Source organism: Sphingomonas sp. FW306-05-A, from assembly GCF_058782275.1.
In genome coordinates this window covers 72,702-96,878 of the sequence record NZ_JBYSXN010000001.1, presented here as the reverse complement: position 1 = coordinate 96,878, position 24,177 = coordinate 72,702, and the positions used below count along the sequence as shown (strand labels likewise).

At 66.8% G+C, this 24,177-nt stretch carries 33 protein-coding genes, 1 pseudogene and 1 riboswitch; of the genes and pseudogenes, 13 read left to right on the top strand and 21 right to left on the bottom strand.

The window, feature by feature from the left end; all coding sequences use genetic code 11:
• Positions 1-516, bottom strand: coding sequence for a YciE/YciF ferroxidase family protein (locus AC3WJR_RS00510; RefSeq protein ID WP_492721389.1), 516 nt, complete (start codon positions 514-516; stop codon positions 1-3).
• Between the two features lie 230 nt (positions 517-746).
• On the opposite strand from AC3WJR_RS00510, the gene AC3WJR_RS00505 reads away from it, so the two are divergent.
• Positions 747-875, top strand: a complete 129-nt coding sequence (locus AC3WJR_RS00505; RefSeq protein WP_269724634.1) for a hypothetical protein — start codon at positions 747-749, stop codon at positions 873-875.
• A gap of 2 nt (positions 876-877) precedes the next feature.
• Positions 878-1,201, top strand: coding sequence for an alkylphosphonate utilization protein (locus AC3WJR_RS00500; protein WP_492721387.1), 324 nt, complete (start codon positions 878-880; stop codon positions 1,199-1,201).
• A 25-nt stretch (positions 1,202-1,226) separates the two neighbouring features.
• Here AC3WJR_RS00500 and AC3WJR_RS00495 read toward each other — a convergent pair.
• Positions 1,227-1,869 (bottom strand): annotated as a pseudogene (locus tag AC3WJR_RS00495) (family 1 glycosylhydrolase); the annotation flags it as partial.
• Positions 1,870-1,928: 59 nt separating this feature from the next.
• Between AC3WJR_RS00495 and AC3WJR_RS00490 the strand changes: the two are divergent.
• On the top strand, positions 1,929-2,576 hold the full coding sequence (locus tag AC3WJR_RS00490) for a substrate-binding domain-containing protein (RefSeq protein ID WP_492721385.1): 648 nt from the start codon (positions 1,929-1,931) through the stop codon (positions 2,574-2,576).
• 318 nt (positions 2,577-2,894) lie between these two features.
• Entirely contained in the window at positions 2,895-5,525 is a 2,631-nt protein-coding gene (locus tag AC3WJR_RS00485; RefSeq protein ID WP_492721384.1) for a TonB-dependent receptor, read from the top strand.
• Between the two features lie 59 nt (positions 5,526-5,584).
• On the opposite strand, the gene AC3WJR_RS00480 is transcribed toward AC3WJR_RS00485, so the two are convergent.
• The 8 genes from AC3WJR_RS00480 to AC3WJR_RS00445 form a co-directional block, all read right to left on the bottom strand.
• Complete coding sequence (locus AC3WJR_RS00480; protein ID WP_492721382.1) at positions 5,585-6,931, bottom strand: HAMP domain-containing sensor histidine kinase; 1,347 nt, start codon at positions 6,929-6,931, stop codon at positions 5,585-5,587.
• A complete protein-coding gene (locus AC3WJR_RS00475; protein ID WP_354284046.1) occupies positions 6,928-7,605 on the bottom strand; it encodes a response regulator transcription factor in 678 nt (225 codons plus the stop codon). Before AC3WJR_RS00475 ends, AC3WJR_RS00480 begins: the two co-directional genes overlap by 4 nt.
• A gap of 95 nt (positions 7,606-7,700) precedes the next feature.
• Complete coding sequence (locus AC3WJR_RS00470; RefSeq protein ID WP_492721380.1) at positions 7,701-8,066, bottom strand: hypothetical protein; 366 nt, start codon at positions 8,064-8,066, stop codon at positions 7,701-7,703.
• Between the two features lie 99 nt (positions 8,067-8,165).
• Positions 8,166-8,585, bottom strand: coding sequence for a hypothetical protein (locus AC3WJR_RS00465; protein WP_492721378.1), 420 nt, complete (start codon positions 8,583-8,585; stop codon positions 8,166-8,168).
• Positions 8,586-8,642: 57 nt separating this feature from the next.
• On the bottom strand, positions 8,643-9,407 hold the full coding sequence (flgH, locus tag AC3WJR_RS00460; RefSeq protein WP_492721376.1) for a flagellar basal body L-ring protein FlgH: 765 nt from the start codon (positions 9,405-9,407) through the stop codon (positions 8,643-8,645).
• Between the two features lie 73 nt (positions 9,408-9,480).
• Positions 9,481-9,945, bottom strand: coding sequence for a flagellar basal body P-ring formation chaperone FlgA (gene flgA / locus AC3WJR_RS00455; RefSeq protein ID WP_492721374.1), 465 nt, complete (start codon positions 9,943-9,945; stop codon positions 9,481-9,483).
• Positions 9,942-10,724 carry a flagellar basal-body rod protein FlgG gene (gene flgG, locus AC3WJR_RS00450; RefSeq protein WP_492721372.1) on the bottom strand — a complete coding sequence of 261 codons (783 nt, stop codon included), beginning with the start codon at positions 10,722-10,724 and terminating at the stop codon, positions 9,942-9,944. Before flgG ends, flgA begins: the two co-directional genes overlap by 4 nt.
• A 22-nt stretch (positions 10,725-10,746) precedes the next feature.
• Positions 10,747-11,487 (bottom strand): flagellar hook-basal body protein, encoded by a 741-nt coding sequence (locus AC3WJR_RS00445; RefSeq protein WP_492721370.1) that lies wholly within the window; start codon positions 11,485-11,487, stop codon positions 10,747-10,749.
• 122 nt (positions 11,488-11,609) lie between these two features.
• Between AC3WJR_RS00445 and AC3WJR_RS00440 the strand changes: the two genes are divergently transcribed.
• From AC3WJR_RS00440 to AC3WJR_RS00425, 4 genes are read left to right on the top strand one after another with little or no spacing between them, the layout of a single operon-like run.
• Positions 11,610-12,182 (top strand): flagellar basal body-associated FliL family protein, encoded by a 573-nt coding sequence (locus AC3WJR_RS00440; RefSeq protein WP_492721368.1) that lies wholly within the window; start codon positions 11,610-11,612, stop codon positions 12,180-12,182.
• Positions 12,179-13,195 (top strand): flagellar motor switch protein FliM, encoded by a 1,017-nt coding sequence (gene fliM / locus AC3WJR_RS00435; RefSeq protein ID WP_492721366.1) that lies wholly within the window; start codon positions 12,179-12,181, stop codon positions 13,193-13,195. Before AC3WJR_RS00440 ends, fliM begins: the two co-directional genes overlap by 4 nt.
• Positions 13,192-13,533 (top strand): hypothetical protein, encoded by a 342-nt coding sequence (locus tag AC3WJR_RS00430; RefSeq protein WP_354284028.1) that lies wholly within the window; start codon positions 13,192-13,194, stop codon positions 13,531-13,533. The genes fliM and AC3WJR_RS00430 overlap by 4 nt, the downstream gene beginning before the upstream one ends.
• Positions 13,530-14,039, top strand: a complete 510-nt coding sequence (locus AC3WJR_RS00425; protein ID WP_492721364.1) for a MotE family protein — start codon at positions 13,530-13,532, stop codon at positions 14,037-14,039. Before AC3WJR_RS00430 ends, AC3WJR_RS00425 begins: the two co-directional genes overlap by 4 nt.
• Here the strand turns inward: AC3WJR_RS00425 and AC3WJR_RS00420 are convergent.
• The gene (locus AC3WJR_RS00420) at positions 14,023-14,427 is read right to left on the bottom strand and encodes a hypothetical protein (protein ID WP_492721362.1); all 405 of its coding nucleotides are present in this window, start codon (positions 14,425-14,427) and stop codon (positions 14,023-14,025) included. The two genes, AC3WJR_RS00425 and AC3WJR_RS00420, sit on opposite strands and share 17 nt — an antisense overlap.
• 85 nt (positions 14,428-14,512) lie before the next feature.
• Here AC3WJR_RS00420 and AC3WJR_RS00415 point away from each other — a divergent pair, with 85 nt between their 5' ends.
• Entirely contained in the window at positions 14,513-14,752 is a 240-nt protein-coding gene (locus AC3WJR_RS00415; RefSeq protein ID WP_492721360.1) for a hypothetical protein, read from the top strand.
• On the top strand, positions 14,749-16,524 hold the full coding sequence (locus AC3WJR_RS00410; protein ID WP_492721358.1) for an endoglucanase: 1,776 nt from the start codon (positions 14,749-14,751) through the stop codon (positions 16,522-16,524). The genes AC3WJR_RS00415 and AC3WJR_RS00410 overlap by 4 nt, the downstream gene beginning before the upstream one ends.
• Here AC3WJR_RS00410 and AC3WJR_RS00405 read toward each other — a convergent pair.
• The 6 genes from AC3WJR_RS00405 to flgC form a co-directional block, all read right to left on the bottom strand.
• Positions 16,514-17,083, bottom strand: coding sequence for a manganese efflux pump MntP (locus AC3WJR_RS00405; protein WP_492721354.1), 570 nt, complete (start codon positions 17,081-17,083; stop codon positions 16,514-16,516). The genes AC3WJR_RS00410 and AC3WJR_RS00405 overlap by 11 nt on opposite strands.
• Positions 17,084-17,090: 7 nt before the next feature.
• Positions 17,091-17,256: riboswitch (yybP-ykoY riboswitch) on the bottom strand.
• 224 nt (positions 17,257-17,480) lie between these two features.
• The gene (flhB, locus tag AC3WJR_RS00400) at positions 17,481-18,545 is read right to left on the bottom strand and encodes a flagellar biosynthesis protein FlhB (protein WP_492721350.1); all 1,065 of its coding nucleotides are present in this window, start codon (positions 18,543-18,545) and stop codon (positions 17,481-17,483) included.
• 4 nt (positions 18,546-18,549) lie between these two features.
• Entirely contained in the window at positions 18,550-19,308 is a 759-nt protein-coding gene (locus AC3WJR_RS00395) for a flagellar biosynthetic protein FliR (protein WP_492721349.1), read from the bottom strand.
• Positions 19,309-19,310: 2 nt separating this feature from the next.
• Positions 19,311-19,574, bottom strand: a complete 264-nt coding sequence (locus AC3WJR_RS00390) for a flagellar biosynthetic protein FliQ (protein ID WP_354284012.1) — start codon at positions 19,572-19,574, stop codon at positions 19,311-19,313.
• Entirely contained in the window at positions 19,574-19,900 is a 327-nt protein-coding gene (gene fliE, locus AC3WJR_RS00385; RefSeq protein ID WP_492721346.1) for a flagellar hook-basal body complex protein FliE, read from the bottom strand. The genes AC3WJR_RS00390 and fliE overlap by 1 nt, the downstream gene beginning before the upstream one ends.
• Before the next feature lie 185 nt (positions 19,901-20,085).
• Positions 20,086-20,493, bottom strand: coding sequence for a flagellar basal body rod protein FlgC (gene flgC, locus AC3WJR_RS00380; protein WP_131533648.1), 408 nt, complete (start codon positions 20,491-20,493; stop codon positions 20,086-20,088).
• Between the two features lie 144 nt (positions 20,494-20,637).
• Between flgC and AC3WJR_RS00375 the strand changes: the two genes are divergently transcribed.
• From AC3WJR_RS00375 to fliP, 3 genes are read left to right on the top strand one after another with little or no spacing between them, the layout of a single operon-like run.
• On the top strand, positions 20,638-20,877 hold the full coding sequence (locus AC3WJR_RS00375) for a FliM/FliN family flagellar motor switch protein (RefSeq protein ID WP_492721344.1): 240 nt from the start codon (positions 20,638-20,640) through the stop codon (positions 20,875-20,877).
• Positions 20,874-21,182, top strand: coding sequence for a FliO/MopB family protein (locus AC3WJR_RS00370; RefSeq protein ID WP_492721342.1), 309 nt, complete (start codon positions 20,874-20,876; stop codon positions 21,180-21,182). The genes AC3WJR_RS00375 and AC3WJR_RS00370 overlap by 4 nt, the downstream gene beginning before the upstream one ends.
• A complete protein-coding gene (gene fliP, locus AC3WJR_RS00365; RefSeq protein ID WP_492721341.1) occupies positions 21,175-21,903 on the top strand; it encodes a flagellar type III secretion system pore protein FliP in 729 nt (242 codons plus the stop codon). Before AC3WJR_RS00370 ends, fliP begins: the two co-directional genes overlap by 8 nt.
• A 10-nt stretch (positions 21,904-21,913) precedes the next feature.
• On the opposite strand, the gene AC3WJR_RS00360 is transcribed toward fliP, so the two are convergent.
• Genes AC3WJR_RS00360 through AC3WJR_RS00345 form a run of 4 tightly spaced genes read right to left on the bottom strand, consistent with a single transcriptional unit; the run spans position 21,914 to position 24,171 of the window.
• Positions 21,914-22,525: a PilZ domain-containing protein gene (locus tag AC3WJR_RS00360; RefSeq protein WP_354284002.1), complete on the bottom strand. Its 612-nt coding sequence runs from the start codon at positions 22,523-22,525 to the stop codon at positions 21,914-21,916.
• Positions 22,526-22,544: 19 nt separating this feature from the next.
• The gene (locus AC3WJR_RS00355) at positions 22,545-22,985 is read right to left on the bottom strand and encodes a hypothetical protein (RefSeq protein WP_354284000.1); all 441 of its coding nucleotides are present in this window, start codon (positions 22,983-22,985) and stop codon (positions 22,545-22,547) included.
• A gap of 2 nt (positions 22,986-22,987) precedes the next feature.
• Positions 22,988-23,845: a flagellar motor protein MotB gene (locus tag AC3WJR_RS00350; protein ID WP_492721339.1), complete on the bottom strand. Its 858-nt coding sequence runs from the start codon at positions 23,843-23,845 to the stop codon at positions 22,988-22,990.
• 5 nt (positions 23,846-23,850) lie between these two features.
• Positions 23,851-24,171, bottom strand: coding sequence for a hypothetical protein (locus AC3WJR_RS00345; protein WP_492721337.1), 321 nt, complete (start codon positions 24,169-24,171; stop codon positions 23,851-23,853).
• Positions 24,172-24,177: the final 6 nt, after the last annotated feature.

Below are 24,177 nucleotides of genomic sequence, written 5' to 3'. Positions count from 1 at the left end.
TCAGGCCGTAGCGGCCTCTGCCTTGGCGTTGGTCTTGCTGGTCGCCATCGCAGTCAGCTTGTCATCGGTGGCATATTCTTCGTCGAGCGTTTCCTGCAGGATCGCAGCGATCTGGTCGCGCCCAAGCTGCTTTGACCAGGCGATCAGCGTGCCGTAGCGCGTGATCTCATAATGCTCGACCGCCTGTGCCGACGCAATCAGGGCCGCGTCCAGAACGGCCTTGTCGGCGATCTCGCTGGCGACTTCGTTGGCTTCCTTGATGATGCCTTCGATCGCAGGGCAGGTCGCGCCCTTGGCCTTCTCGCCGAGCAGATCGAACACCTGCTCGAGCCGACGGATTTGCCCTTCGGTTTCGAGCAGATGCGTCTGGAACCCGGCCTTTAGGCTGCTGTCGGTCGCCTTGTCGATCATCTTGGGCAGTGCCTTGGTGATCTGGTTCTCGGCGTAATAGACGTCCTGCAGCTGATGCAGAAACAGGTCTTCGAAGGTTACGATATCCTTGGTGAACAAGCCCATGTCGTCGATCCTCGAATACAGATTGTGGGGAGGGGGTAGCCGGACGCGAGGGGTGGCACGTCCGGCTTGGGGTCTAAACGGACCGCATCGGGGGTGGTTGCGTCGAACGCGCGAAATATCGTTAACTTCCGTCAACCAGACGGCGAACTGCGCCGAACCGAATTGATGACGCACAACAGGCGGTTCGGGGCTAGGATGCTGCGGGGCCTTCCGCTCTGAAGGGATGTCCGATGGCCAAGAGCCAGAAGAAGTCGAACAAGGAAACGCGCAAGCCCAAGGCCGAAAAGGCCCCCAAGGCAAACGCATCGAACCCGACCACCAAGGGCCAGCCCGTCGCGATGGTCAATATCAAGGGATGAGCATGGCCGACACCGAAACCGCCGCGGACGACGCCTTCGTCTATGACGAAGCCAGCGGCGAATGGGTCAGTGCAGCCGATGCAGCCGCCACTGGCGGGGCCGACAGCAGCGCGGTCGTGGTACGCGACGCCGTCGGCAATGTCCTTGCGGATGGCGATCAGGTGACGCTGATCAAGGACCTCACCGTCAAGGGTGCCGGGCAAACGCTCAAGCGCGGCACGCTGATCAAGTCGATCCGGCTGACCGGGGACGCGCAGGAAATCGACTGTCGGTTCGATGGGATCAAGGGCCTGGTGCTCCGCGCCGAGTTCGTCAAGAAGCGCTGATCCAGCGCAGACCACGTCGCTGCGTTCAGACGAACGCGTTGCGGCGAATCAGTTCGCAATACCAGGCGGCACTCCATTTGGGTGTGCGCACCTGGGTCGCGAAGTCGACGTGATGGATCTTGAAGCGTTTGGTGAACCCGTCCGCCCATTCGAAATTGTCCCTCAGGCTCCACAGGAAATAGCCCTTCAGGGGGTAGCCCTCGACCGTCGCGCGGTGGAACTCGGCGAGGTAATTGCGCAGGTACATGATCCGGTCGCTGTCACCGATTCCACAATTCGCTGACCGTCCTCACCCCTCAATAAGCGACTTCGGGTCCGACATGGAGCCACGGTGACGCCATTCTTGGTGACGACGGCAAGCGCGGCAGAATCTTGTAGCCGCTCGGCCCCGTATCGGCGCGAACGTAATTCGGCGCGTAGATGTTGAGCGCGACGAAATCGAGCGGGCTGGCGATCGTTGCCATGTCGCCTGCCGCGACCCGCAGCGCATTCTTTCCCTCGCTCTCAAGATATCCGTCGGTGTAGCGCCCTTCCATGACCGCGGTCAGGAACATCGCATCCTCTTCGCGAACGGCGGTCCTGGCGGCGGCGATATGCTCGGGCATCTTGATCACGGGCACGTAGAAATTGGCATTGTCTGCGTTTCCGACCTGCGTTCCACCCCGCGCATGCTCCAGCAGAACGGTGGCAGCGTGGCGGGAGCGAACACCGCGTTCTCGACGGGGTGGTGCTTGCACCGCCCGCGTCGGACCATCCTGATGTTCTCGCGCAGCTCGACGCCGCCGGAATCCGCAACGCCGGGATCGCGCCATCCCGCCAGCTCGAGCTGGGATCCTCGACCTTGCTCGATGACGTGGTTGGGGCCCATGCGGTCGCGGCGCATGTCCTGCCACTGGGGCATCGACGCGTCGGGATCGTCAAGGGCGACCCGGGCCATGCCGCCACCAACGCCCGTTTCCAGGGCTATCAACGCGCGTTCGAGGAGGCTGGTTGCCCGATGCGCGACGCATGGATCGAGACCGGGCTGTTTACCTTCGATGGCGGCCATGCCGCCGGGCGGCGCCTGCTGGAGCACGCTGATCGGCCAACGGCTGTACTGGTGCAGAATGACGAGATGGCGGTTGGCGTGATGCTTGCGGCGCGCGAACTGGGGCTGTCGATCCCCGATGATCTGTCGATTGCCGGGTTCGACGACGCCGAGGTTTCCCGGATCGCCTGGCCACGCCTTACCACCGTGCGGCAGCCCGTCTTCGAGATGGCCGTTGCGGCGACCGATATGCTGATCGCCGACCTCGAGAGCCGGGAGGGCGACCGGCATACGCAGCATTCGAACACGCTGCTCATCCGGGACTCTACGGCGCCGCCACGCGCGTAGGCGCAAGACGGGAGACTGCCGACAGCCTCAGTATAGAACCATGTCACCACGCCAGTGGTTCTTCCCGCCCGCCGCCAGCGAAAAGTACAGTTCCACTTTCGTGCGATATTATTACAGTACTGTGCAAGACAAGATTATCGCATGCACTGTTAAAGCCATACCGCTCATCATTCCAATATTTGCCAACGCGCTTGATGACGCCAAGATGACGCGCGCATACCCGTTATGTTACAGTGGGTGTAACATTGGTGACCCAATCGCTCTGTAGCGGCAGCTGGACCGGGATGAGAAAACTCTCATGGTTCAGGGGAAATCACAATGACTGTTCGATCGCGCCTTCGTTTGCAGCTGCTGCTGGGCGGCACCTTGCTCGCCCTCGCCGCTGCACCCGCTGTTGCGCAGACCACGCCCGCCGCCGATCCCGCGCAAACGGCAACGACTCCGGATGCTGCCCCGCCCGCTGCCGCTGACGATCAGCAGGGCCTTGGCGACATCGTCGTCACCGCAACGCGCCGCGAAACCAACCTGCAGAAGACGCCGATCTCGATCAGCGTGCTGAGCAGCCAGGGCATCGCCGATCGCCACGTCCAGAGTCTGTTCAACCTCGCCGACGGTTCGATCCCGTCGCTCCGTGTCGCGACGTTCGAAGCGCGTCAGTCGGCGCTGACGATCGGCATCCGCGGCATCGTCCCCTATGACCAGAACCAGACCGCGCGGGATGGCGGCGTCGGCGTCTATATCGACGGCGTCGCACTTGGGAAGACGCAGGGTCTCAACGCCGCATTGTTCGACATCGAGCGGATCGAAGTGCTGAAAGGTCCGCAGGGCACGTTGTTCGGTCGCAATACCGAAGGCGGCGCGCTGTCGCTTGTTTCCAAGGCGCCCAGCGGCGTGCTTGGTGGCCGCGTGAACGCTGGCGTCGGCAATTACGGCAGCCACAATGCCGACCTGCATCTCGACCTGCCGAGCTTCTACAACATCTCGCTCAAGTTCGACGGGGTGTACCAGCACCAGGATCCGACCGTGAAGAACCCCCTGACGGGTTCGACCGGCTGGAACTATTATGACCGCAAGGGCGGCCGCGCCGCTGCGCGCTGGCAGCCGATCGATGGCTTCACCGCCGACTTCGCCTATGATTATGCGAAGGACGAAAACACGCCGCAGTACAGCCAGCTGATCAACTACAACCCGAACAATTATGCGGTGGGTACGTATAACGCAGCGGGCGCGCTGTTGCTCAATGGCGCTGCTTGCGGCGGCACCATTGCGGCGGGCAGCACCAAGCCCGTCTGCATCGCCCCCAAGGCACCGCTGGTCGGCGTCCATCCCGAACGGCAATATGTCGCCGACGTCGGCGTTCCGCAGCAGCCCAGCGTCGATATCACGCACGGTTTCTCGGCCAATCTGAAGTACAAGCTCGCGCCGTGGATCGAGTTGCGCTCGATCACCGCATGGCGCGGCGTCAGCACGGATCAGTGGGACAATTCGGGCGGGCCGGAGCGCAGCTCGTTCGCGCCGTTCGTGCCCAACACCGCGAACCCGACCGCGATCAACACGACCGGCACGTTCAGCCGCTACAGCCTGTCGTTCCTGCGCCAGCATCAGTTCAGCCAGGAAGTCCAGGCGGTCGGCAGCATCCCGCAGTTCGACTATGTCGTCGGCGCTTATTATTACACCGAGCGCGCTTCGGAATATGCGGCCACCCCGCTGACCAACCAGTGGAACACCAACGGCACCGCCTACACCGTCCGCAGCCCGATCCCGGGCAATTCCTCGGCGATCACCGGCGCGAACTCTGGCTATCAGCAGTATGATCCGTCGTGCAACAACACGCTCGGCGCGACCGTCCCGCAATTTGCCAACAGCTGCCAGTTCATCACCCGCGCCAGCGAGGCGTCGGACCATAACTATTCGGTGTTCGGCAATCTGACCTTCACGCCCGAGGCGCTGAGCGACGTCGTCCACATCACCGCGGGTGGCCGGTGGACCAAGGATGACCGGCACGGCACGCTGTTCGTCGTCAACAACCGCTCCGATCTGGCCGCCGGGACCGGCGTCGTCGCGCCTTTCTCGTTCAAGAACAACGTCAGCCGGTTCGATCCGATGTTCAACGTTGCGTTCGATGCAACGCCCGACGTCCACCTCTACGCCAAATATGCGACCGGCTTCCGCGCCGGTGGTGCGAACGACCGTTCGCTCCAGTTCAACGCCTTTGGCCCGGAATCGGTCAAATCGTACGAAGTCGGCGCGAAGATGGACTTCTGGCAGCATCGCGCGCGCCTGAACCTCGCGGGCTACATCATGGACCGTAGCAACACGCAGTTCGACTTCGATTATTTCGACACGAACGGCTCGAGCGTGACCAACGGCAGCCATATCGAGCAGACCGTCAATGCCGGAAACAGCAAGATCCGCGGCATCGAAGCCGATCTGACGGTGAAGCCGTTCCCGGACCTGACGCTGACCGGGTCATACGCCTACACCTACTGGAAGGCACCGTCGGCGCTCAATCCGCTCGGCGGCGGCGTGCAGCAGCTCTATATCGTTTACACGCCAAACAACGCAGCGTCGGGTGCGATCGATTACGTCACGCCGATCCACATCGGCGATGCGAGCGTCCGCCTGCATCTCGACGGCAATTATGCGAGCAGCCAGTACAGCTTCCAGCTCGAGCCGACCAAGACCGACGCGAGCTTCGTGATGAACGGCCGCCTCGCGCTTGCCGATATTTCGGTCAACGACCACAACAAGGTGACCGTCGCGGTCTGGGCCCGCAACCTGCTCGACACGACGTACATCTACCGTCGTTCGGCAGCGAACTCGACGCCGGTCCAGAACATCGGCGCGAATGGCCAGCTGGTCTCGACCAACTACGGCGGCATCCTCGGCGATTACGCCAACTTCAACCCGCCGCGGACCTGGGGCCTGGAGCTCTCGGCGAAGTTCTGATCCGACTTCCCGGTCGATCGTGAAAACCCGGTCCGAGCGTCATGCTCGGGCCGGGTTTTTCATGGGGCATTGGGCAGCGTGATGACGGCCCGCAGGCCGGGTGCAGCATCCTCCAGCCGCAAGCTGCCGCCGTGCAACCGGGCGATGGCGTCGACCAGCGTCAGCCCGAGCCCATGCCCCGGCCGGTCGATCGACGATTCGAGCCGCCCGAAGCGCAGGATCACCGTGTCGTGCGCGTCGGCCGGTATCCCCGGCCCGTCATCGGCCACGCCGATTTCAACCGCCGTGCCGGTCGCCCTGACGAACACGTGTATGCGGGTAGCGGCGGGCGTATGCCGGATCGCATTCTCGACCAGATTGACGACCATCTGCCGCAGGAGATGCACGTCGCCCGACAGCACCGCCGGCCCCGTCGTCTGCACGGACAGGGTATCGCCAGCGTCTTCCGCGACGGGTGCCAGCGTCTCGCCGACCTCATGGACGAGCTGTACGAGATCGACCGACACGAAATGGCTGCGGCGTTGCCCCCCCTCGATCTCCCACAGCCGCATCAGGCTGGCGAAGACTTCCAGCACCTGATCGGTCTCGGCGAGGATCGCGCTGCTTTCATCCCCGAGCGGGGTCTCTGCCGCATGCCGCTCGAGCGCGGCGATCCGCGTCCGCAACCGCGCGAGCGGGCTCTTGAGTTCATGCGCGACGTCTCGCGCGGCATGTTTGACGTTGGCCATCAGCGCATCGATCCGGTCGAGCATCGCGTTGAACGCCATCGCCTGACGGTCGAATTCGTTGCGCGAGCCGTCCACCGGGACACGGCTTGCGAGGTTACCCGCCATTACCGCATCGACCGTACGCTGCATCGCGCGCAACCGCCGGCTGACCTGCCAGACGATAGCCGCCGCACCGCCGGCAAACAGCAGTGACGCGACCGCCAGCCCAACCCATTGCGCCTGGAACAGCCGCGCGTCGAACGCATCGACGACGTCATTGTCGGACACGATCGCCAGCGTCGCCCCGTCCGCGACGCGTTTCACGAACGCGCGCCCGTGCGTCACCCCGTCGACGCCCGCGCCATCGCCGAAATCCGAATAGCCCACTGGCGGAATGGCGGCGAGGCGCAGGTCGCCCGCAACGTGTCGCCCCGCGCGGTCCCGCAGCAGGAACATCAGATCGGCGCTTTCGTGCGCGCGCTCTTTCGTCCGGATGCGCCGCGCCATTGCCGCGATAGATCCATCCTGAGCGTCGCCGGTCACTTCATGCGCCTCCAGCGCAAGCCGACGGTCGACCTCGCGGTTGAGCGCATCGTGGATGATGACGTAATTCGCCCCCCGCACCGCCAGCAGCACGGCCACGATCACGCCGACATACAGCAGCATGATCGCGCGCAACGACCGCGGGCGGAAGCTCATCCGTGATCGACGATCATGTAGCCGACGCCGCGGATCGTCGCGATCGGGTCACTCTCCCCGGCCGCGCACAATTGCGCGCGGACACGGCGGATATAGGATTCGACGATGTTGGTGGCGGGCTCGAAGTCATAGTCCCACACCGTCTTGTAAAACATCTGACGGGTCACGACGCTGTTCTTGTTGCGGATCAGTTCGCACAGCATCTGGAATTCGAGCTTGGGCAGGCTGAGCACGCGCCCCGCCCGTACCACGCGATGCTTGATCTCGTTCACCTCAATGTCGCCTGCGCGCATCACGCCGTGATCGTTGGTGCGCGCAGACCGGCGCAGGATGGCCTTGATCCGTGCCTCGATCTCGACCGGTGCCGCGGGTTTGACGAGATAGTCGTCGGCGCCTGCGTCGAGTCCGATCAGCCGCTGATCGAGATCGCCGAGCGCGGTCAGCATGACGATCGGCACCAGCACGCCACGGTCGCGCAGAGCGCGGGCGACGCCGATGCCGTCGACATGCGGCAGCATCACATCGAGCAGGATCGCATCGAACGGCTCGTCGGTTGCCTGGAGCAACGCCGCCCTGCCGTCCGAGGCGACGACCGTGTCATGTCCGAGGTCGGCCATGTCGCTGACCAGCATCCGTGCCGCGCGGGCATCGTCTTCGACGACCAGAAGGCGCATGTTCGATGGTTCCTGACGCAATTACCGTCGAAGCCATCGGCTTTTCGTACGCCGGTTACAAATGCATTGTCATCGGCACCGCAACGGTGCGCGGGTCACACCGCTATGCGGGACGAACAGGTCGGCAGCAGCGGAAGGTCGGGCAGGCCAGGAAGCGCATCGACCCAGAAGTCGTCGGGCTGGCATCCGGGAACCGGCGTCGATCGCAGGAACGTCGCGGGATCACACAGAACGGCGAGACAGTCCGCGAACACGGGCGCTTCGGGGGGACCGATCGTTTCGTGGACCATCTCGTCGGTCGTCTCGCCATCCTCGAGCAAGCGCGCCCGAGCTGCCGACCACAGGGCAATGCCATCCTCCAGTACGAACGTCAGCGTCACGCGGAACTGCGGCTGGGGACCGACGCTGTGATGCGACCCGTCCAGCGTGCTGTCGAACGACTTTCGATCAAAAGCGTACATTTCGTACTTCCTACCAGAACAGGCCGTGCAACGACGTTACCTTGTATGAAGGTCAGTAAGGTTTGCCTATATAGCAGAAACACGGTGGCTTATCGCGACCTATTGCAGCGCGTAACGCTGCACCAAGGCGGGGTCTGCACGACCATGTGCAAGTACCAGACACAGTTCGGCAAAGAGCCGGTCCCATAACGTGCAGGGGATCGACAGCGGGTGCCCGGCCTGATGCGTGTCGATTTCGATCCGGCTGACCGGATCGACTTCAAGCCGCAAGGTGGCACTCCATGTCCCGAAGATCCGTTCGTCGGGGAGCAGGTCGGGCACTGCGAGTCGCGCGGACATGACGAACCCCCACAGCACTTCGGCACCGTGGAGATCGAGCGTCGCCTGCGGCTGGCCCGCCACGTCCGGGCGCTGCACCACGATCCGTGCGCCCGTCGGATGCCGCTCGGCGCGCAATCGCAGCCGCAGCCCCAGCGCATCGATGATCTCGCGGACCCGGGGAAGACCATCGTTCTGCATATGGCTATCTTAAGCGGTTGCCGCCGGGTTCGGGCGCGCGCCGCCGCTTAAATGGTGTCAGAACGGGAACAACGCATCGTAGATCTGCTGGCCCCAGCGCGCCTGTTGCGCGTCCGACAATTGCCCGCGCCCGCCATAACTGATCCGCGCCTCCGCGATCTGCGAATGGAGCACCGAATTGTCGCGCGCGATGTCCTGCGGGCGAACGATGCCGGTCACGATCAGCTCGCGCAGCTCGTTGTTGACGCGCACTTCCTGGCGCCCGCGCACGGTCAGGTTGCCGTTGGGCAGGACATCGGTGACGATCGCGGACATCGTCATGTTGATCGTCTCCGACCGGCTGATGTTGCCGCCACCCGCGGATTGCGACTTGCTGTTGGTACTCGCAAGGTTGGTCGGGTCGAGACTCTTGGGCAGCAGCTTCTGCAGGCCCAGCAAGCTGCCGACGCTGGCGTTCTCGGATCCGGTGCGGTTGCGGGTGGTATTGTTGCCGACCTCGGCCTTGTCGGCGATGTTGATGCGGATCGTCAGGATGTCGCCGGTCCGCGTTGCCCGCTGGTCGCCGAGGAACGCGGCGGCGCCGGCACGGAACAGCGAGGCGGTCATCGGGCGGGTCGGCGTGGCGGTGTAGGCCGTTCCCGGCGTCCGCGCCTCGCGGCGGAGTGTCGCACCCGCCTGCCCTAGCGACGGTTCGGCGGCGATATTGGTGGTCGCTTCGGTCGGCGACATTTTCGGCGCCTTGCCGATCGTCTGCAGCCGCCCGACCGCGCCGCAACCCGACAGCAGCAGCGCGCCGCCCGCCAGTACAAAAATGGTCTTCATTGCACATATCCCCTGTTGGTTAGATTTCGGGGTCCCACCCCCAATTCGTATAAAGTTCCGTATTTCCTGTTACTTACGGCCCGACCAGCACCAGCCCGCTCGCCGCCGCGACGCCGTCCAGCGTGCGCGCGGTCGATGCCGCGACGACGCGGACCGGCTCGCCCGAGCCTGCGCTCGCAAGCGCGCGACCGCTGGTGGTGATCAGCAGCCCGCGGCTGCGATAGGCGATCAGCACCGGCTCGCCGCGCCGGACCAGCCGGGGCGTCACCACGTCGGTGATCCGCACGACGCTGCCCGGCGCGAGCCCGCGGGTCGCCTCCTTGCCGTTCGCATCGGCGGGCTGGAGCGCGCCACGCGCCTGGCCGACCCCGCGGTCCTCGTAAGTAAAGTCCTCTACGGAAAGGATAGTCCCCTGCGCGACCGGATGCGCGAGCACCGCGACCGAGACCATCGCCGGTCGCACCGCGGGGACCACGCCCTGCGCCGCCACCGGGCTTGCGACCGCGCCGAGCAGGAGAACCGCAACCCGTGCGCTCATCGCAGCTGACTCGTCGTTGCGAGCATCTCGTCCGCGGTCTTCACGACGCGGCTGTTCATCTCATAGGCGCGCTGCGCGGTGATCAATGCGGTGATCTCGGACACCGGATTGACGTTCGACGCCTCGATGAAACCCTGCTGGATCGTCCCGAACCCCGGCTCACCCGGATTGGCGAGCGTTGCCTGCCCCGAGGAGGCGGTCTCGAGGAACATGTTCCCGCCCTGCGCCTCGAGCCCGCCTTCGTTGACGAAGGTCGCGAGCTGCAACTGGCCGACCGTCTGCAGATCGGGCTGGCCGGCGAGTTTCACCTGGACCAGCCCGGTCTTCGACACGCTGACGTCGACCGCCTCGGGCGGCACGGTGATCCCCGGCTCGACCGGCAAACCGTCCGCGGTGACGAGCTGCCCCTGATCGGACAGCTGGAACGAGCCGTCGCGGGTGTAACCGGTCTCGCCTGAGGGCAAGGTGACGGGGAAATAGCCGCGCCCCTGTACTGCCACGTCATAGCGATTGTCGGTCTGCGTCAGCGCGCCTTGCGTCGCGATGCGGTACACCCCGCCGGTCTTGACGCCCGCGCCGATCTGGATCCCGGTCGGCACGCGATTGTCGCCGCCCGCCGCCGCGCCGGGGCGCGACACCTGTTCGTAAAGCAGGTCCTGGAATTCGGCACGCTGCCGCTTGAACGCCGTCGTGTTCATGTTGGCGATATTGTTCGAGATGACATCGACGTTGGTCTGCTGCGCGAGCATTCCGGTGCCGGCAATCGATAAGGAACGCATAGGGGTCTCCTGGTGAAAGGGGTCAGCCGAAGCGGCCGAGCTTGTCGATCGCGGCCTTGCGCATGTCGCCGATCGCCTCGCTCATCTTCATGCTGGTCTGATAGGCGCGCAGGATCTCGACCATGTTGGTCGTCTCGACGATCGGCTGGACGTTCGATCCCTCGATTCCGCCGCTGCGCAGCTTGGTTTCGGCGGCGGTCAGCGCGCGGCCACCGCTCGCGGTGAACAGCCCGTCGCCGCGCGGATCGACACCCGCCTCGCTGTCGAACACGGTGACTTCGATCCGCCCGAGCGCCCCGGCCGATCCGCTGACGGTGCCGTCCGACCCGATGCTGAGCTTGCCGAGCTGATCGGGCGGGATCGCGATCGGTCGCCCGCCTTCGCCGCGCACCGGCAACCCGCCCGCGGTGACGAGCGAACCGTCGTCCCCGACCTTGAGATAGCCCGCGCGCGTGTAGGCGGTGGTGCCGTCGGGTGCGTCGACCGCGAGATAGCCCGCGCCGTCGATCATCACGTCAATTGGGTTGCCGGTCGGCTGGAACCCGCCCTGCGCGGTATCGTGGACCGCGCCCTGATCGAGCACCAGCGAGGTCGTCCGGACCGGGTCCTGCGGCTCGCCGGTCTTCTCGACATATTCGCGGAACACCGGGTCCTCGCGCTTGAACCCCGCGGTCGACACGTTGGCGAGGTTGTTCGCGGCAACGTCCATCCGGCGGCGCAGCGCCTGTTCGTGGCTCAGCAATACGGTCGAGGATATGTCCACCCGGTCGTCCTTCGGGAAATCGCATTTTTCCGCCGCTAGGCAAAAACTGCCCGGCTGCGCTTCTATAATAGGCGGGAATTGCCGGGGCGGTCGCCGCCGGGGTGCCAAGAGGGGATGCGATCATGAGCAAGCACGAGAAGGCGACCGAGGCGCCCGCGAGCCCGGAGGGTGGCGACGTGGACGGTGCCGCGCCTGCGCCCAAGAAAAGCAAGAAACTGATCCTGTTCGGCGCGGTCGGCGCGGTGCTGTTGCTCGGCGGCGGCGGGGGCGCGTGGATGTTCCTTGGGAGCAGCAAACCCGCGGCGGAAGCGGGCGCGGAGGGCGGACACGAAGCGCCGGCCAAGGAAGAGGCCAAGAGCGAACATGGCGGCGGCGAGGAAGGCAAGGAAGGCGAAGCTTTCGTCGACGTGCCCGCAATGGTCGTCAACCTGCGTAGCGCCGACGGGTCGGCGCGTTTCCTCAAAGTGCATTTCATGCTGGTACCGGGCGAGAATGCGACCGCCGAACAGATCACCACCAAGCTGCCGCTGCTGCTCGACGCGTATCAGCCGTTCCTCCGCGAGCTGCGGCCCGACGATCTCGGCGGATCGGCGGCGGTGTTCCGGGTGAAGGAGGAAATGCTCGTGCGCGCGCACCAGACACTCGGCGACGAGATGGTCAAGGACGTCCTGATCCAGGACCTGATCCAGCAATGAGCATCGAACTGGAAGACTTCGACCTGCCCGAACCGCCGGTCGCGCTGTTCGACGGCGATGCGCTGCTCGGTCAGGCGGATATCGATGCGCTGTTCGGCGACATGGGGACACCGATCGACCCCAAGCAGGGCCTGCGCGCGGTCATCGAATCCGACGTCATCAGCCATGAGCGGCTGCCGATGCTCGAGGTCGTGTTCGACCGGATGGTGCGGATCTTCGCGACGTCGATGCGCAACCTCACTTCGGATGCGATCGACGTCAGCCTGGAGGAGGTCAATTCGGTCCGCTTCGGCGACTTCCTCAGCCGTGTCGCGCTGCCCGCGATGATCGGGGTGTTCCGGATCGAGGAATGGGAGAATTACGGGCTGGTCACGGTGGATTCGGGGCTGATCTATTCGGTCGTCGATGTGCTGCTGGGTGGCCGGCGCGGGGGCGCGACGGTGCTGATCGACGGGCGCGGCTTCACCACAATTGAAAGCGATCTGGTCGCTCGGATGCTGCGCACCGTGCTGTCGGATATGAGCGCCGCGCTCGCGCCGATCACCCCCAACACGATGGCGCTGGAGCGGATCGAGACCAGCCCGCGCTTCGCGACGATCGCGGGATCGACCAACATTTGCGCGGTCGCGACCTTTCGCGTCGACATGGAGGATCGCGGCGGGCGGTTCAGCATCCTGCTGCCCTACGCCACGATCGAACCGGTCAAGCATCTGCTGGGGCAGCGCTTCATGGGCGAAAAACTCGGGCGCGACGGGATCTGGGAACCGCACATGACCGCGGAGATCCGCAAGACCAACGTCAGCGTCGACGTCGTGCTCGGCGAACGCCTGCTCCCGCTCGAGACCGTGCGCGATTTCGCGGTGGGCCAGACGATTCCGCTCCACCGCGGGCCGGACGATCCGCTCGATCTGCAATGCGGCGGCGTCACGCTCGGACGCGCGCAGATCGGACAACGTTCCAATAACATTGCGGTCCGGATGATGACCGACATAGCCAGGGGACCACGGTTATGAGCTTCGCAACGATCGCCAATTTGCTGACGATGGTTATGTGCATCGCGGTGTTGATCCAGAGCCAGCGGGTCAAGCGCGCGCTCGACACGATCCGGCACGGGGATCTCGGGCAGGTCGTCGCTGCGCTCGACCAGTCGACCGTGCAGGCACGGATCGTGCTGTCCGAGCTGAAGGGGACGCTGTCGTTCGGCAGCGGGCAGGTCGCCGCCGCGGCGGACGCGCGCGCAGTGCTCGATGAATTGCGCGTGATGATCGACATCGCCGATGCCAGCGCCGAACGCCTCGTCGCCGCGGCCTCCGCCAATCGTGCGGTCGACGTCGCGGAGGACGCGCTGTGACGATCCGCATCCCGTTGCTCACGCTCACCGCCGCGATGGCGGGGATCGCGGCGATCGGCAATGCCGTCGCCGCTGCCGCGCCCGCCGAAACCGCGCCGGACAGCCGCCTCGGACTTTCGGTCCAGCAGGATCTGGCGACCCGCGACCGGCAGGCGGCGAGCCGCCAACAAGCGCTCGACCTGCGCGAACAGGCGGTCCGCGCAAGTGCCGCGCGGATCAAGGCGGAGCTGGAGGCGAGCCGCGCGGCGGCGCAACCGGCGGCGTCCGGCGGCACGCAGGATGCAGCGCCCGACAGCTATGCCGATCTTGCGAGCATCTATCAGGCGATGAAGCCCGCCAAGGCGGCGATCGTGTTCGAACAGCTCGATCTCGACGTGCAGCTCAAGGTTGCCCGCAAGATGCGCGAGCGGTCGACCGGCATGATGCTTGCGGCGATGACGCCCAAGGGGGCTGCGCGGCTGACGATGGCGATGGCACGCGCGCCGCGCGTTACTGCCGCGCGCTGACGTCGAGGATCAGGACTTTGCGGACGTGCGGGTCGACCGTGCGTGCCGCATCGGTCAGCGTGCGCGACAGCAGCGCGGCATCGATCGGCGTGAAGGCGGACACGTGCAGCCGCGCGAATTCGAGCCCCGCCGACAGCACCGCGTCGCGAAACATCGGTGCGTGTGCGGCCGCGCTCGCGCCCTGCGCCGGATCGGCGTAATCCAGCGCCGTCTGGATACGGAGGGTACCCGCAAAGCGGCCGCCGTCGAAGATCGGCACGCGCAATTCGGCGACGGGAACGACCGACGCCGCCCCGCCGCCGCCTTCGTTCCCGGCGGCGGGCGACGCCGCGAGCGCGAGCGCCAGCAACGGCCCCGCGCGGAGGATCGAACGGGGAAAGCGCGGCATCGACAGGATCTCCGATGGGCCACCGCCACCCGTGGCGCGGCCCCGCGTCTATAATAGAGGCTCCGGACAGCAGGCGGGTAACGCGATGAGTCACGACCAGAAACCGGCGCGGGTTCGCGTCGTCAATGCAGCCCGGCCGCCTGCCACTGCGGGGGCCACGGGAACTGCCAGTGCGGTCAGCGGTGACGCGGGCGCAGCGGGGGCGGACGCCGCCGCGACCTCTGCCAAGCCAGCCGGCGGCGCGCGCGCGTCGCTGCTGATGGGCGGGTTGTTCCTTGTCGCCGCCGCGATCGGTGGCGCCTACGCAGCGCTGTTCCTGCCATGAACCGGTCGCGCCTTTCGATCCTTGTGCTGTCGCTCGCTTTGATTGGTAACGCACCGCCCCCCGCGCCGGTGGAACACGCCGCGCCCGCGAAGCACGCCGCACCCGCCGCGCCGTCCCCGCCCCACCGCATCGCGCCCTTCGCCGCGCAGCTCGCGGAAAGCCCGCCTCCCGCGCTCGACGGACGCTGGCCGAGCCAGTCCGACGCCGCCGCGTGGCGCGCGATAGCACGCTCCACGCCCGAGACGCGCCAGCCCGCACGCTGGGCGCTGGCGCAGGCGCTGATCGCGCGCGACCGCATGGCCGAGGCGGCCGGCGTGCTCGACACGATGCTCGCGGACGACCCCGCGCTCGCGCTGACCGCGCCATGGCAACTCGCGCACGGCGTGGTGCTGGCGGGGATGGAGCGCCCGGCGGAGGCGCTCCGCGCGCTCGACTCGCCGTTGCTCGACGCGCATCCCGAGGCGTGCGCGTGGCGCGTGCGCGCAGGATTGGCGACGCAGCAGATCGCGCTTGCCGCGGCGGCGATGCGCTGCGCGGTGCCCGCACTGTCCGGGCGCAGCGGCGCGGCGCGGCGTCCGTTCCTGCTCGCCTTCGCCGATGTTGCGCTGGCGAGCGGGCATCCGGGCGATGTCGGCCGGATGCTGGCGGCGCTCGGCGACCCCGATCCCGCCGCCAATCTGCGCCGCGCGCGCGCCGCCATGGCGCTGGGCGACCGCGCGGGGGGCCGGCTGCTGCTGCAACGCGTGATGCTCAGCGGCACGCCGCCCTTGCGCACCGAGGCGACGCTCGCGCTGATCGAGGATCGCTTTGCCACCCGCGAACTGACCCCGGCGGCGGCGGCGCACGACCTCGACGCGCTCGCCTTCTGGCGCGGCGGGCCGATCGAACGCGGCGCGCTGACGCTGCGCTGGCGGATCGCGGAGGCCAGGCACGATCCCCGCGCGGCGCTGGCGGCGGGGGCGACGCTGTTCCGCTATTTCGACCTGGGCGACCAGACCGCGCCGACCTTGCTGCGGCTGCAGACGTTGCTCGGCGGGCTGGTCGATTCCCCCGATGCGGGCAAGATCGGCGTCGCGGCGGGGGTGTTCTGGGACTATCGCGACCTCCTCCCCGGCGGCGGCGAGGGCGAGACGATCGCCGCGCGGCTTGCCGACCGGCTGGCGGGCGCGGGGCTGTATGCGCGTGCGGCGGACCTGTTGCGCTTCCTGCTCGACCGACGCGCGCCCGATGCCGCGACCGGGCCGCTGTCGATCCGCGTTGCCGAACTCGACTTGCTCGCAGGCGCGCCCGAGCGATCCTTGCGGACGCTACGCGCGGGGCAGGCGATCGTCTTCCCCGCGGACATTACCGCGCGCCGCCGCACGATCGAGGCGGCCGCACTTTACCGGCTGGGCAAGGCGGACGAAGCGCTCGCCTTGCTCGACGGTGCGCCCGGGAGTGCGGAGCTGCGCGGCGACATCCTGTGGCAGAAGCGCGACTGGTCAGGGTTCGCCGCGAGCAACGCCGCCACGCTGCCAGCGCGCGCTGCCAGCGAAGCGGACCAGACGCGCGTGCTGCGCCAGGCGGTTGCCTTGTCGCGCACCGGCAACCGCAGCGCGCTGACCGCGCTGCGCACGCGCTATGCCGCGGGGTTCGCGCGCCTGCCGACGCACGATGCGTTCGACTATCTGACCGCGCCCGCCGCGACGCTCGATCCGGCGAAGGCGGACAAGGCGTTCGCCCGGCTCGCCACGCTCGACACGCCGCTCCCGCTGACCGAACTCATGCGCTGAGGTGCTGGTACAGGATCGACCCGCCGATCACGACCAGCACGACCCCACCGAGGATCCCCGCATAGCGCCCGAGATACGGCCCGACATGCCGCCCGAGCAGCATCCCCGCGGTTGCCAGCACGGTCGTGATCCCGCCGATGACGAGACACGCGACCCACAGGTTGACGTCCATCAGCGCGAGCGAAATGCCGACCGCGGCGGCATCGATGCTCGTCGCAATCGCGGTGACCGCCAGCCGCCAGAAGCCGAGATTGCCCGCACTCTCGATCACGGGGGTATCGTCCTGCCCGACCGCCTCGCGGATCATGTACGCGCCGACCGCGAACAACAGGCCGAACGCGACCCAGTGATCGTAATCCGCGATCCAGTCGTTGAGCATGTAGCCGAGGAAATAGCCGATCGCGGGGGTAAGCGCCTCGAAGAAGCCGAACACCGCGCCGACGCGCATCGCATCCCACCAGCGGCTGTTGCGGTCGGTCGCGCCCTTGCCGAGCGCGGCGGCGAACGCATCGACGGACAAGCTCGCGCCGAGGGCGCCGAGCGTCAGAATTCCAGGCATGAGTGATCCTTGGGGCCAGATAACCAGATGACTCGCGGACCCCGGGCCACAGTTCGGGGGAAAGCGGTCATTGGTCTTGCCGGGCAAACCTAGGTCTGCTGCCATCGCCATGCCCCGGTCGGGACAAGCATGTTGACGATGGCCCCGCGTGTGCGCGGGTGGCTACTCCCCAAGAGCGAGGCCGCGAGATAAGCGATCACTGTGATCGGATCAACCCGGTGCGGGGTTTCGCGCTTCCGCGACAACGGATGGGACAAGGTCTTCCCCTCCCTATTGCTTCCCCGGCGAAGGCCGGGGCCCAGTCGCGCAGGTTTTTGTAAGGGAACGCAGCGCCTGATCGTCTCAGGTTCCGCTCCTGGGCCCCGGCCTTCGCCGGGGAAGCGCATCAGGCTGTCCCTCACCCGCGTTCGCGCGCGAGTCGCAAGACGTAGCCGATCACCTCCGCCACCGCGGCATAATGTTCGACCGGGATCGTACGGTCGATCTCCGCGCTAGCATGCAGCGCGCGCGCAAGCGGGCGGTTCTCGACCAGCGGGACGCCCGCCGCTGTGGCGACTTCGCGGATTCTGAGCGCGACCGCGTCGGTGCCCTTGGCGACGACGATCGGCGCGGACCCCTTGCCGTGATCGTAGCGCAAAGCCACCGCAAAATGCGTCGGGTTGGTGATGACGACGCTGGCGCTCGGCACCGCCGCCATCATCCGCCGCCGGGCGCGCTGCATCCCGATCGCGCGGATCTTCGCCTTGATCTTGGGGTCGCCTTCCTGCTGCTTGTGCTCGTCCTTGATCTCCTGGAGCGACATCCGCATCTTCGCCATCCAGCTGCGCCGCTGCCAGACGAAGTCGAACAGCGCGATAGCCCCGACGAGGATCGCGACCGAGCGAATCAATTGCGCGACGATCCCGCCCGCGACCGTCGCGACACCCATCGGGCTCACTCCCACCAGCGTCTCGAACCCCGGCACGAACGGGCGCAGCGCGACCACCGCGATCGTGCCCACGCCGATCAGCTTGGCGAGCGTCTTGGCGAATTCGACCAAAGCACGCGGGCCGAACATCCGCTTCGCCCCCGCGATCGGCGACAGCTTCGACCATTTGGGCGCGATCCGCGACCACACCAGCATCGGGCGCGCCTGCACCACCCCGCCGACCAGCGCGCACCCGACGAGGCACGCGAACAACGGCAGCAGCGCGGTAAAGGTCGCGCCGAACAGCGCGGTCAGCAGCGCGTGCGCGCCGTCGGGCGCGAGCGGGACCGCCTCGGCATTGCCCCACAGCTGCGCGAGGCCCGTGCCGAGCCGCGCGAACGCGATCGTCCCCACGCTCCCGGTTGCGATCAGCATCGCGATGAAGCCGAAGGCGTGGCGCAGCTCGGGCGCCTGCGCGACGTCGCCCTTCTTGCGCGCGTCGCTCAGCCGCTTTTCGGTTGGATCGTGTGTCTTCTGGTCCTTGTCGCCCGCCATCCGATCACCCCCAGACGCGCTGCATCGACTGCGCCATCGCGGCGGCGAAAGCAGTCAGCGTCGCCCCCGCGGTGCTCGCGACGATGCCGAGGCCGAGCAGCAGATTGAGCGGCTGGGCGATGAAAAACAACTGGATGCTCGGCGCGACCCGCACCGCGAGCCCGAGGCCTACGTTGAACACGATTCCGTAGACGATCAGCGGCGCCGCGAGCGACACCCCCAGCGTCATCGCGTCGCCCGCGACCCGCACCGCAAGCTGCGCGAGATCGGCGGCGGGGAGCACGGTGCCGACCGGGAACGCGGCGTAGGATCTGACCAGCCCGCCGATCCACAAATGATGCACCCCGCTCGCCATGCACACCACCGCCGCCGCGACCGCGAGGAAGCGCGAGAGTTCGGGCGCGCTGCTGCTTTGCGCGGGGTCGAAGATGACCGCCGAGGACAGCCCGACCTGCAGACTGATGATCGACCCCGCGATCGAGATTGCGAGGAACATCAGGCGGATCACCAGCCCGAGCGCCAACCCCGTGCCGAGTTCGGCGGCAATGGTGCCCGCAAGCCCCGCGTCGGTCTGCCCCGCGAGCGGCAACACCGCGGGCGACAACAGCCCCCACAGCCCGAGCGTCATCCCGCCCGCCGCGAGCAAACGGATGCGCGGCGGGATCGCGTCTTCCGAAAACACCGGGAGCAGCATCAGCACCGCGCCGACCCGCGCGAACAGGATCAGGAAGGCGGTCGCCTGGAGCGGGAAAGCGTCGAGCACGCTCAGCCGTGCGCGACGTGATCGGCGATGACGCGCATGAAGTCGCTCAGCGCCGCGCCGATCATCGGCAGCGACAGCAGCAACATCGCGCCCATCGCGATAAGCTTGGGAACGAAGGTCAGCGTCTGTTCCTGGATCTGCGTCAACGCCTGCAACAGCCCGATCGCGAGCCCCGTGACGAGCGCCGCGCCCAGCATCGGCCCGGCGACGGTGAGGATCAGCACCAGCGCGGCGTGCGTGATCTCCATGGCGGCGGCGGCGTCCATCAGATCTGCATCCGCATGATGTCGCTGTATGCGCCGACGACGCGGTCGCGCACCGCGACCATCGTGTCGAGCGCGCTTTCCGCCGCGCCGATCGCGGTGACGACGTCGATGAGGTCGCCCTTCCCCGCAATCTGCTTGGCGGATGCGGTTTCGGCGGCGCGCAGGCCCGTGCCCGCATCCCCGACGAGTTGTGACACCAAAGCGCCGAACCCGCTGCTGGTGTCGGCTGGCTCCACGCCTGCGAAGGGCGGCGCGGCGTTGCCGAACGGCGTTACACCGGCGGCACGGCCATAGGCGTTGGCGGCATCGAGAGCCCCGATCGACATCGGCTACATTCCTTGTTTGAACGTTAGTGTTGCGTAGTTTTTCGGGTACCCACCCCATCCCGCCGTCATGCCGAACTTGTTTCGGCATCCACCGGGCAGCGCATCCGACGTCCCCCCGGGCAAGACCACGGTGGATGCTGAAACGAGTTCAGCATGACGCGATGCGGGGGGTTGGGGGGGGAGCATCATTTCAGCAGATCGATCGTGCGCATGGTCATGCCGCGCGCCGCTTCGATCGCGTTGAGATTGGCTTCGTAAGAGCGCTGCGCCGCCTTCATGTCGGCCATTTCGACCAGACCGTTGACGTTGGGCGTCAGCACATAGCCGCGCGCATCCGCCGCCGGATTGCCCGGCTGATAGACGCGCTGGAATTCCGATTTGTCGGTCGCGACCCCGCCGACCTTGACCGTCGTCGCGCCGCTCGCGCGGTCGACCTCGGCCTTGAAGGTCGGGATGCGGCGGCGATAGGGCGCGCCGCCCGGCGTGGTCGCGACCGAACTCTGGTTCGCGAGATTCTCGGCGATGATCCGCATCCGCAGCGATTGCGCGCGCAGACCCGAGGCCGAAACCGATACCGTGCTGTCCTGCCCCATGCCGTCCAATCCCCGACCCAATGCCTAACGGGGGAGGCAGGCAAGGATTGCCGCCTCCGACCATCTTATAGGCAAGTTTTTCCGGGTCGGGTCCGGGTCCCCCCAATTTCGCTCCTATAATTCTGGGCGAGAGGGAGCTTTACCATGTCCATTCTGGAATCCGTGCCCGTCGAGGTGTCGATCGTCCTCGGCTCGGTCCGTCTGCCGATCCGCCAGGTGCTCAAGATGAGCCGCGGCGCGACGATCGCGTTCGATTGCGGGCATGAGGATCCCTCGCGAATCTATGCCAACGGCACGCTGATCGCCAAGGGCCGGATCCAGGTTACGGGCGAGCGGATGGCGATCGAAGTCACCGAAGTCGTGTCGCGCGGGGTGGAGGCATGACGCTGCTGCCGCTGCTGCGGATGTTCGGCGCGCTCGTACTGGTGCTGGGCGGGCTGGCGGGGGCGTTGTGGGCGGTTCGACGCTACGACCTGCGGCTGCCCGGACGGATCGGCCTCACGGCGCGCCCCGAACGGCGGCTCGCGCTGGTCGAACGGTTGGCCGTCGATCCGCGGCGAAGCCTGGTGCTGGTACGGCGCGATGGCCGCGAACATCTGTTGCTGATCGCGCCCGAGGGGCATGTCGTGGTCGAGGCGTTCGACGCCGTGAATTTTCGTGCGCTGGTGGCGGAGACGGGAGATGCGTAAGCGTGCTCTGCTGGCAGCCGCGCTTCCGCTGCTGCTGATCCCGACCGACGCACTGGCCCAAGCGACGCTATCGCTCGGCGGCGGCGGATCGATGAGCGGCAAGACGATCGGGCTGGTCGCGATGCTGACCGTGCTGAGCCTTGCGCCCGGCATATTGATGACGATCACCTCGTTCACGCGGATCGTCGTCGCGCTGTCGCTGCTGCGCACCGGGCTTGGCGCGCAGGGGGTGCCGCCCAACCCGGTGATCATCAGCCTCGCCCTGTTCCTGTCGCTGTTCGTGATGACCCCGACCTTCGAGACGGCGTGGCAAGCGGGGGTGCAGCCCTATACCGAGGGCAAGATGACCGAGAGCGTCGCATTCGAGGCTACGTCAGCACCGTTCCGCACCTTCATGCTCGGCCAAGTACGCGACGACGATGTCGCGCTGTTCAACGGCCTGTCGCACAAACCCGCCGCGAAGCGCGCGGACGTGCCGCTCGCGACGCTGGTGCCCGCGTTCATGATTTCCGAGCTGCGCCGCGCGTTCGAGATCGGCTTCCTGCTGCTGCTGCCGTTTCTCGTGATCGATCTGGCGGTGTCGGCGGTGCTGATGGCGATGGGGATGATGATGCTCCCGCCCGCGACGGTCGCCTTGCCGTGCAAGATCATCTTCTTCGTACTGGTCGACGGCTGGGCACTGGTGGCGGGATCGCTGGTGCGCAGTTTCGCGACGGGGTGAAGGGGCTGCCCTACCCGCGCGAGGAGAAGCGCGTCGCGGCGTCCTGCGACCAGGTCGACAACGTCGCGAACGGGATCGGTTCGAGAAAGAACAACCCGACCGCGTCGGGTTTCGACCAGCGGACGACCGCCGGCACCTGCCCCAGCCCGGCTGCCTCGAGCCGAACGGCCGCGTCGCGCGGCAAATTGCCCGCGCCACTGACGCACGCGCCGCGTTGCCCGATATCGTGCAGATGGACGGTACAAACATGCCCCGATACGCGCAGGATCGCGGGGCAATCCGCCTCGAGCCGGGGGCTGCGCTGGCGGAACATGCCTACGCCGCAATGCCCCAGCAGCATGTCGCGCTCGACCGGCTCGGCAAAGGCGATCCCCGCGGCATTGCCCGCAAGCCACGCGACCTTGCCCGGCACAAGCGTCGTGCCGCGCAATTCGATCGCCACCGCATCCCCGACCGCAAGCGGCGCGCGGATCTCGATCTTGGCGCCGCCCTGCGACAGGTTGCGGATCCGGCAGACCGTGTCACCGCGTGGCGTCACGACACGACCCAGCAGGAGAGTCGTGACCAACCGGTCGTCGCGTGCCTTGCGGCGGTCGTTGGTAATCGTTTGAGGATCGTTCATCCCAAGTCCTCGAGACGTCTTATGCAGGAACGGCCTGCGTCACCGCTACACGCCGCACTACACCGCGGCCAAAAGCTTCGGTCGCCGCATCCAACGTCACGCGGCGAAACACATCGATATTGGGTAGCGCGCCGTCGCGGCCCGCGGCAAGCGGAATACGATATGTTCTCATGTTGATCGCATGTTGCAGATACGGCAGCTCGGCCGTCACGCGTGCGGCGTCTTCGATCGGCACCTCGAGCTGTTCCTCGAACGCGGCATAGCCCGACAGGCGCCCGTCGGGGAGCACCAGCGGCGCAGTCATCCGCGGCAGCGGGACGAGCGTGGTCTCGACCTTGGCGGGCGCAGCCTTGGCGGTGGCGGCGGGCGGACCGAACAGATGGCGCACGCCGAACCCGCTCGCCGCGCCGACGCCCGCGCCGAGCAGCAGGATGATCAGGGGGAAAAGGATCTTGCCCATCGTCAGAACTTGAAGCTCGCATCGGTCGGCAGCGCGGGTCGTTCACCCTTGACGACGATCGTGATGCGGCGGTTCTCGGGGCGATCGGGCTGGTCGGGATAAACCGGCTCGGTCCCCGCCATCGCGACGACGCCCGCGATCCGGTCCGGCGTCAGCCCGTTACCGAGCAGCACCGACCGCGCGGCGAGCGCACGTTCGCCCGACAGCCGCCAGTTCGCTTCGCTCTGGCCACCAGCGCCATCGGTATGCCCCTCGATCGTCAACCGTGCGCCCGCTTTCGCGAGCTTGCCTGCGATCGTCGCCATCCGGCTGACCGCAAACGCGTTGAGTTTCGCGGTGCCGCCCTGGAACATCGGGCGGTTGGCAGTGTCCATCAGCGTGATGCGCAGCGTTTCGCCATCCGCGTCGACCTTGCTCGCGCTGGTCGTTTCGCCTGACGGCAGCGTATCGAGCGCGACGCGCAATTCCTGCGCGAGCACGCGCAGCGAAGCGTCGGGAACCGTCGCAGTGCCGCCGCGCGCGACGCCTGCGCTTTGCGCATCCATCGCGGGCACGCCGCTCCGCTTCGCCGAATCCGCATCCATCTTGCGCGCATAGCCACCGTTGCCGGGACGCTCGCCGGGACTCTCGCCAAAACCCGACGCGGACGTGGCCGGTGGCGAGGGCGAGAAATATTCCGCCAGGCCTTTCAGGCGTTGCTTGTCGGGATTGCTGATCAGCCACAACAGCATGAAGAACGCCATCATCGCGGTGACGAAATCGGCATAGGCGACCTTCCACGCGCCGCCGTGATGCCCGCCGCCGAACTTCTTGATCTTGCGGATGACGATCGGGCGGGCGTTGGGGGCGGCGCTGGCCATCGCGGTCAGCCTTTCCGCACCGCGGCGTGCAACCGTTCGTGCACGCAGCCGAGCCGCACCGGTGCTATCGCCGCATGGACGTCGGTACCCGCGGCGAGCCGGTCGAGGATCGCGGCGGTCTCGTCGGTCGACTGGACGATCATGTCGAACCCCTGGAGATGCTCCAGATAATGTTCGACGAAATAGGCGTCGCCGACGAGCGCCTCGGCAAGCGTCTCGACCCGGTTGCGGACACGCCGCAATTCATCGGCGATCGCCGCGTGCAGGGTCGCGTTCGCGGCGTCTTGCGAAGCGGAATGGGCGGTAGCGGTGGCGGAGAGTGTCATCAACCT

Excerpts from the sequence above, each read along its gene's own strand:
- AC3WJR_RS00510 (WP_492721389.1), bottom strand. The coding sequence starts at position 516 with ATGGGCTTGTTCACCAAGGATATCGTAACCTTCGAAGACCTGTTTCTG.
- AC3WJR_RS00505 (WP_269724634.1), top strand. The coding sequence starts at position 747 with ATGGCCAAGAGCCAGAAGAAGTCGAACAAGGAAACGCGCAAGCCCAAG.
- AC3WJR_RS00500 (WP_492721387.1), top strand. The coding sequence starts at position 878 with ATGGCCGACACCGAAACCGCCGCGGACGACGCCTTCGTCTATGACGAA.
- AC3WJR_RS00485 (WP_492721384.1), top strand. The coding sequence starts at position 2,895 with ATGACTGTTCGATCGCGCCTTCGTTTGCAGCTGCTGCTGGGCGGCACC.
- AC3WJR_RS00480 (WP_492721382.1), bottom strand. The coding sequence starts at position 6,931 with ATGAGCTTCCGCCCGCGGTCGTTGCGCGCGATCATGCTGCTGTATGTC.
- AC3WJR_RS00475 (WP_354284046.1), bottom strand. The coding sequence starts at position 7,605 with ATGCGCCTTCTGGTCGTCGAAGACGATGCCCGCGCGGCACGGATGCTG.
- AC3WJR_RS00470 (WP_492721380.1), bottom strand. The coding sequence starts at position 8,066 with ATGTACGCTTTTGATCGAAAGTCGTTCGACAGCACGCTGGACGGGTCG.
- AC3WJR_RS00465 (WP_492721378.1), bottom strand. The coding sequence starts at position 8,585 with ATGCAGAACGATGGTCTTCCCCGGGTCCGCGAGATCATCGATGCGCTG.
- flgH (WP_492721376.1), bottom strand. The coding sequence starts at position 9,407 with ATGAAGACCATTTTTGTACTGGCGGGCGGCGCGCTGCTGCTGTCGGGT.
- flgA (WP_492721374.1), bottom strand. The coding sequence starts at position 9,945 with ATGAGCGCACGGGTTGCGGTTCTCCTGCTCGGCGCGGTCGCAAGCCCG.
- flgG (WP_492721372.1), bottom strand. The coding sequence starts at position 10,724 with ATGCGTTCCTTATCGATTGCCGGCACCGGAATGCTCGCGCAGCAGACC.
- AC3WJR_RS00440 (WP_492721368.1), top strand. The coding sequence starts at position 11,610 with ATGAGCAAGCACGAGAAGGCGACCGAGGCGCCCGCGAGCCCGGAGGGT.
- fliM (WP_492721366.1), top strand. The coding sequence starts at position 12,179 with ATGAGCATCGAACTGGAAGACTTCGACCTGCCCGAACCGCCGGTCGCG.
- AC3WJR_RS00430 (WP_354284028.1), top strand. The coding sequence starts at position 13,192 with ATGAGCTTCGCAACGATCGCCAATTTGCTGACGATGGTTATGTGCATC.
- AC3WJR_RS00420 (WP_492721362.1), bottom strand. The coding sequence starts at position 14,427 with ATGCCGCGCTTTCCCCGTTCGATCCTCCGCGCGGGGCCGTTGCTGGCG.
- AC3WJR_RS00415 (WP_492721360.1), top strand. The coding sequence starts at position 14,513 with ATGAGTCACGACCAGAAACCGGCGCGGGTTCGCGTCGTCAATGCAGCC.
- AC3WJR_RS00410 (WP_492721358.1), top strand. The coding sequence starts at position 14,749 with ATGAACCGGTCGCGCCTTTCGATCCTTGTGCTGTCGCTCGCTTTGATT.
- AC3WJR_RS00405 (WP_492721354.1), bottom strand. The coding sequence starts at position 17,083 with ATGCCTGGAATTCTGACGCTCGGCGCCCTCGGCGCGAGCTTGTCCGTC.
- flhB (WP_492721350.1), bottom strand. The coding sequence starts at position 18,545 with ATGGCGGGCGACAAGGACCAGAAGACACACGATCCAACCGAAAAGCGG.
- AC3WJR_RS00390 (WP_354284012.1), bottom strand. The coding sequence starts at position 19,574 with ATGGACGCCGCCGCCGCCATGGAGATCACGCACGCCGCGCTGGTGCTG.
- fliE (WP_492721346.1), bottom strand. The coding sequence starts at position 19,900 with ATGTCGATCGGGGCTCTCGATGCCGCCAACGCCTATGGCCGTGCCGCC.
- flgC (WP_131533648.1), bottom strand. The coding sequence starts at position 20,493 with ATGGGGCAGGACAGCACGGTATCGGTTTCGGCCTCGGGTCTGCGCGCG.
- AC3WJR_RS00375 (WP_492721344.1), top strand. The coding sequence starts at position 20,638 with ATGTCCATTCTGGAATCCGTGCCCGTCGAGGTGTCGATCGTCCTCGGC.
- AC3WJR_RS00370 (WP_492721342.1), top strand. The coding sequence starts at position 20,874 with ATGACGCTGCTGCCGCTGCTGCGGATGTTCGGCGCGCTCGTACTGGTG.
- fliP (WP_492721341.1), top strand. The coding sequence starts at position 21,175 with ATGCGTAAGCGTGCTCTGCTGGCAGCCGCGCTTCCGCTGCTGCTGATC.
- AC3WJR_RS00360 (WP_354284002.1), bottom strand. The coding sequence starts at position 22,525 with ATGAACGATCCTCAAACGATTACCAACGACCGCCGCAAGGCACGCGAC.
- AC3WJR_RS00355 (WP_354284000.1), bottom strand. The coding sequence starts at position 22,985 with ATGGGCAAGATCCTTTTCCCCCTGATCATCCTGCTGCTCGGCGCGGGC.
- AC3WJR_RS00350 (WP_492721339.1), bottom strand. The coding sequence starts at position 23,845 with ATGGCCAGCGCCGCCCCCAACGCCCGCCCGATCGTCATCCGCAAGATC.
- AC3WJR_RS00345 (WP_492721337.1), bottom strand. The coding sequence starts at position 24,171 with ATGACACTCTCCGCCACCGCTACCGCCCATTCCGCTTCGCAAGACGCC.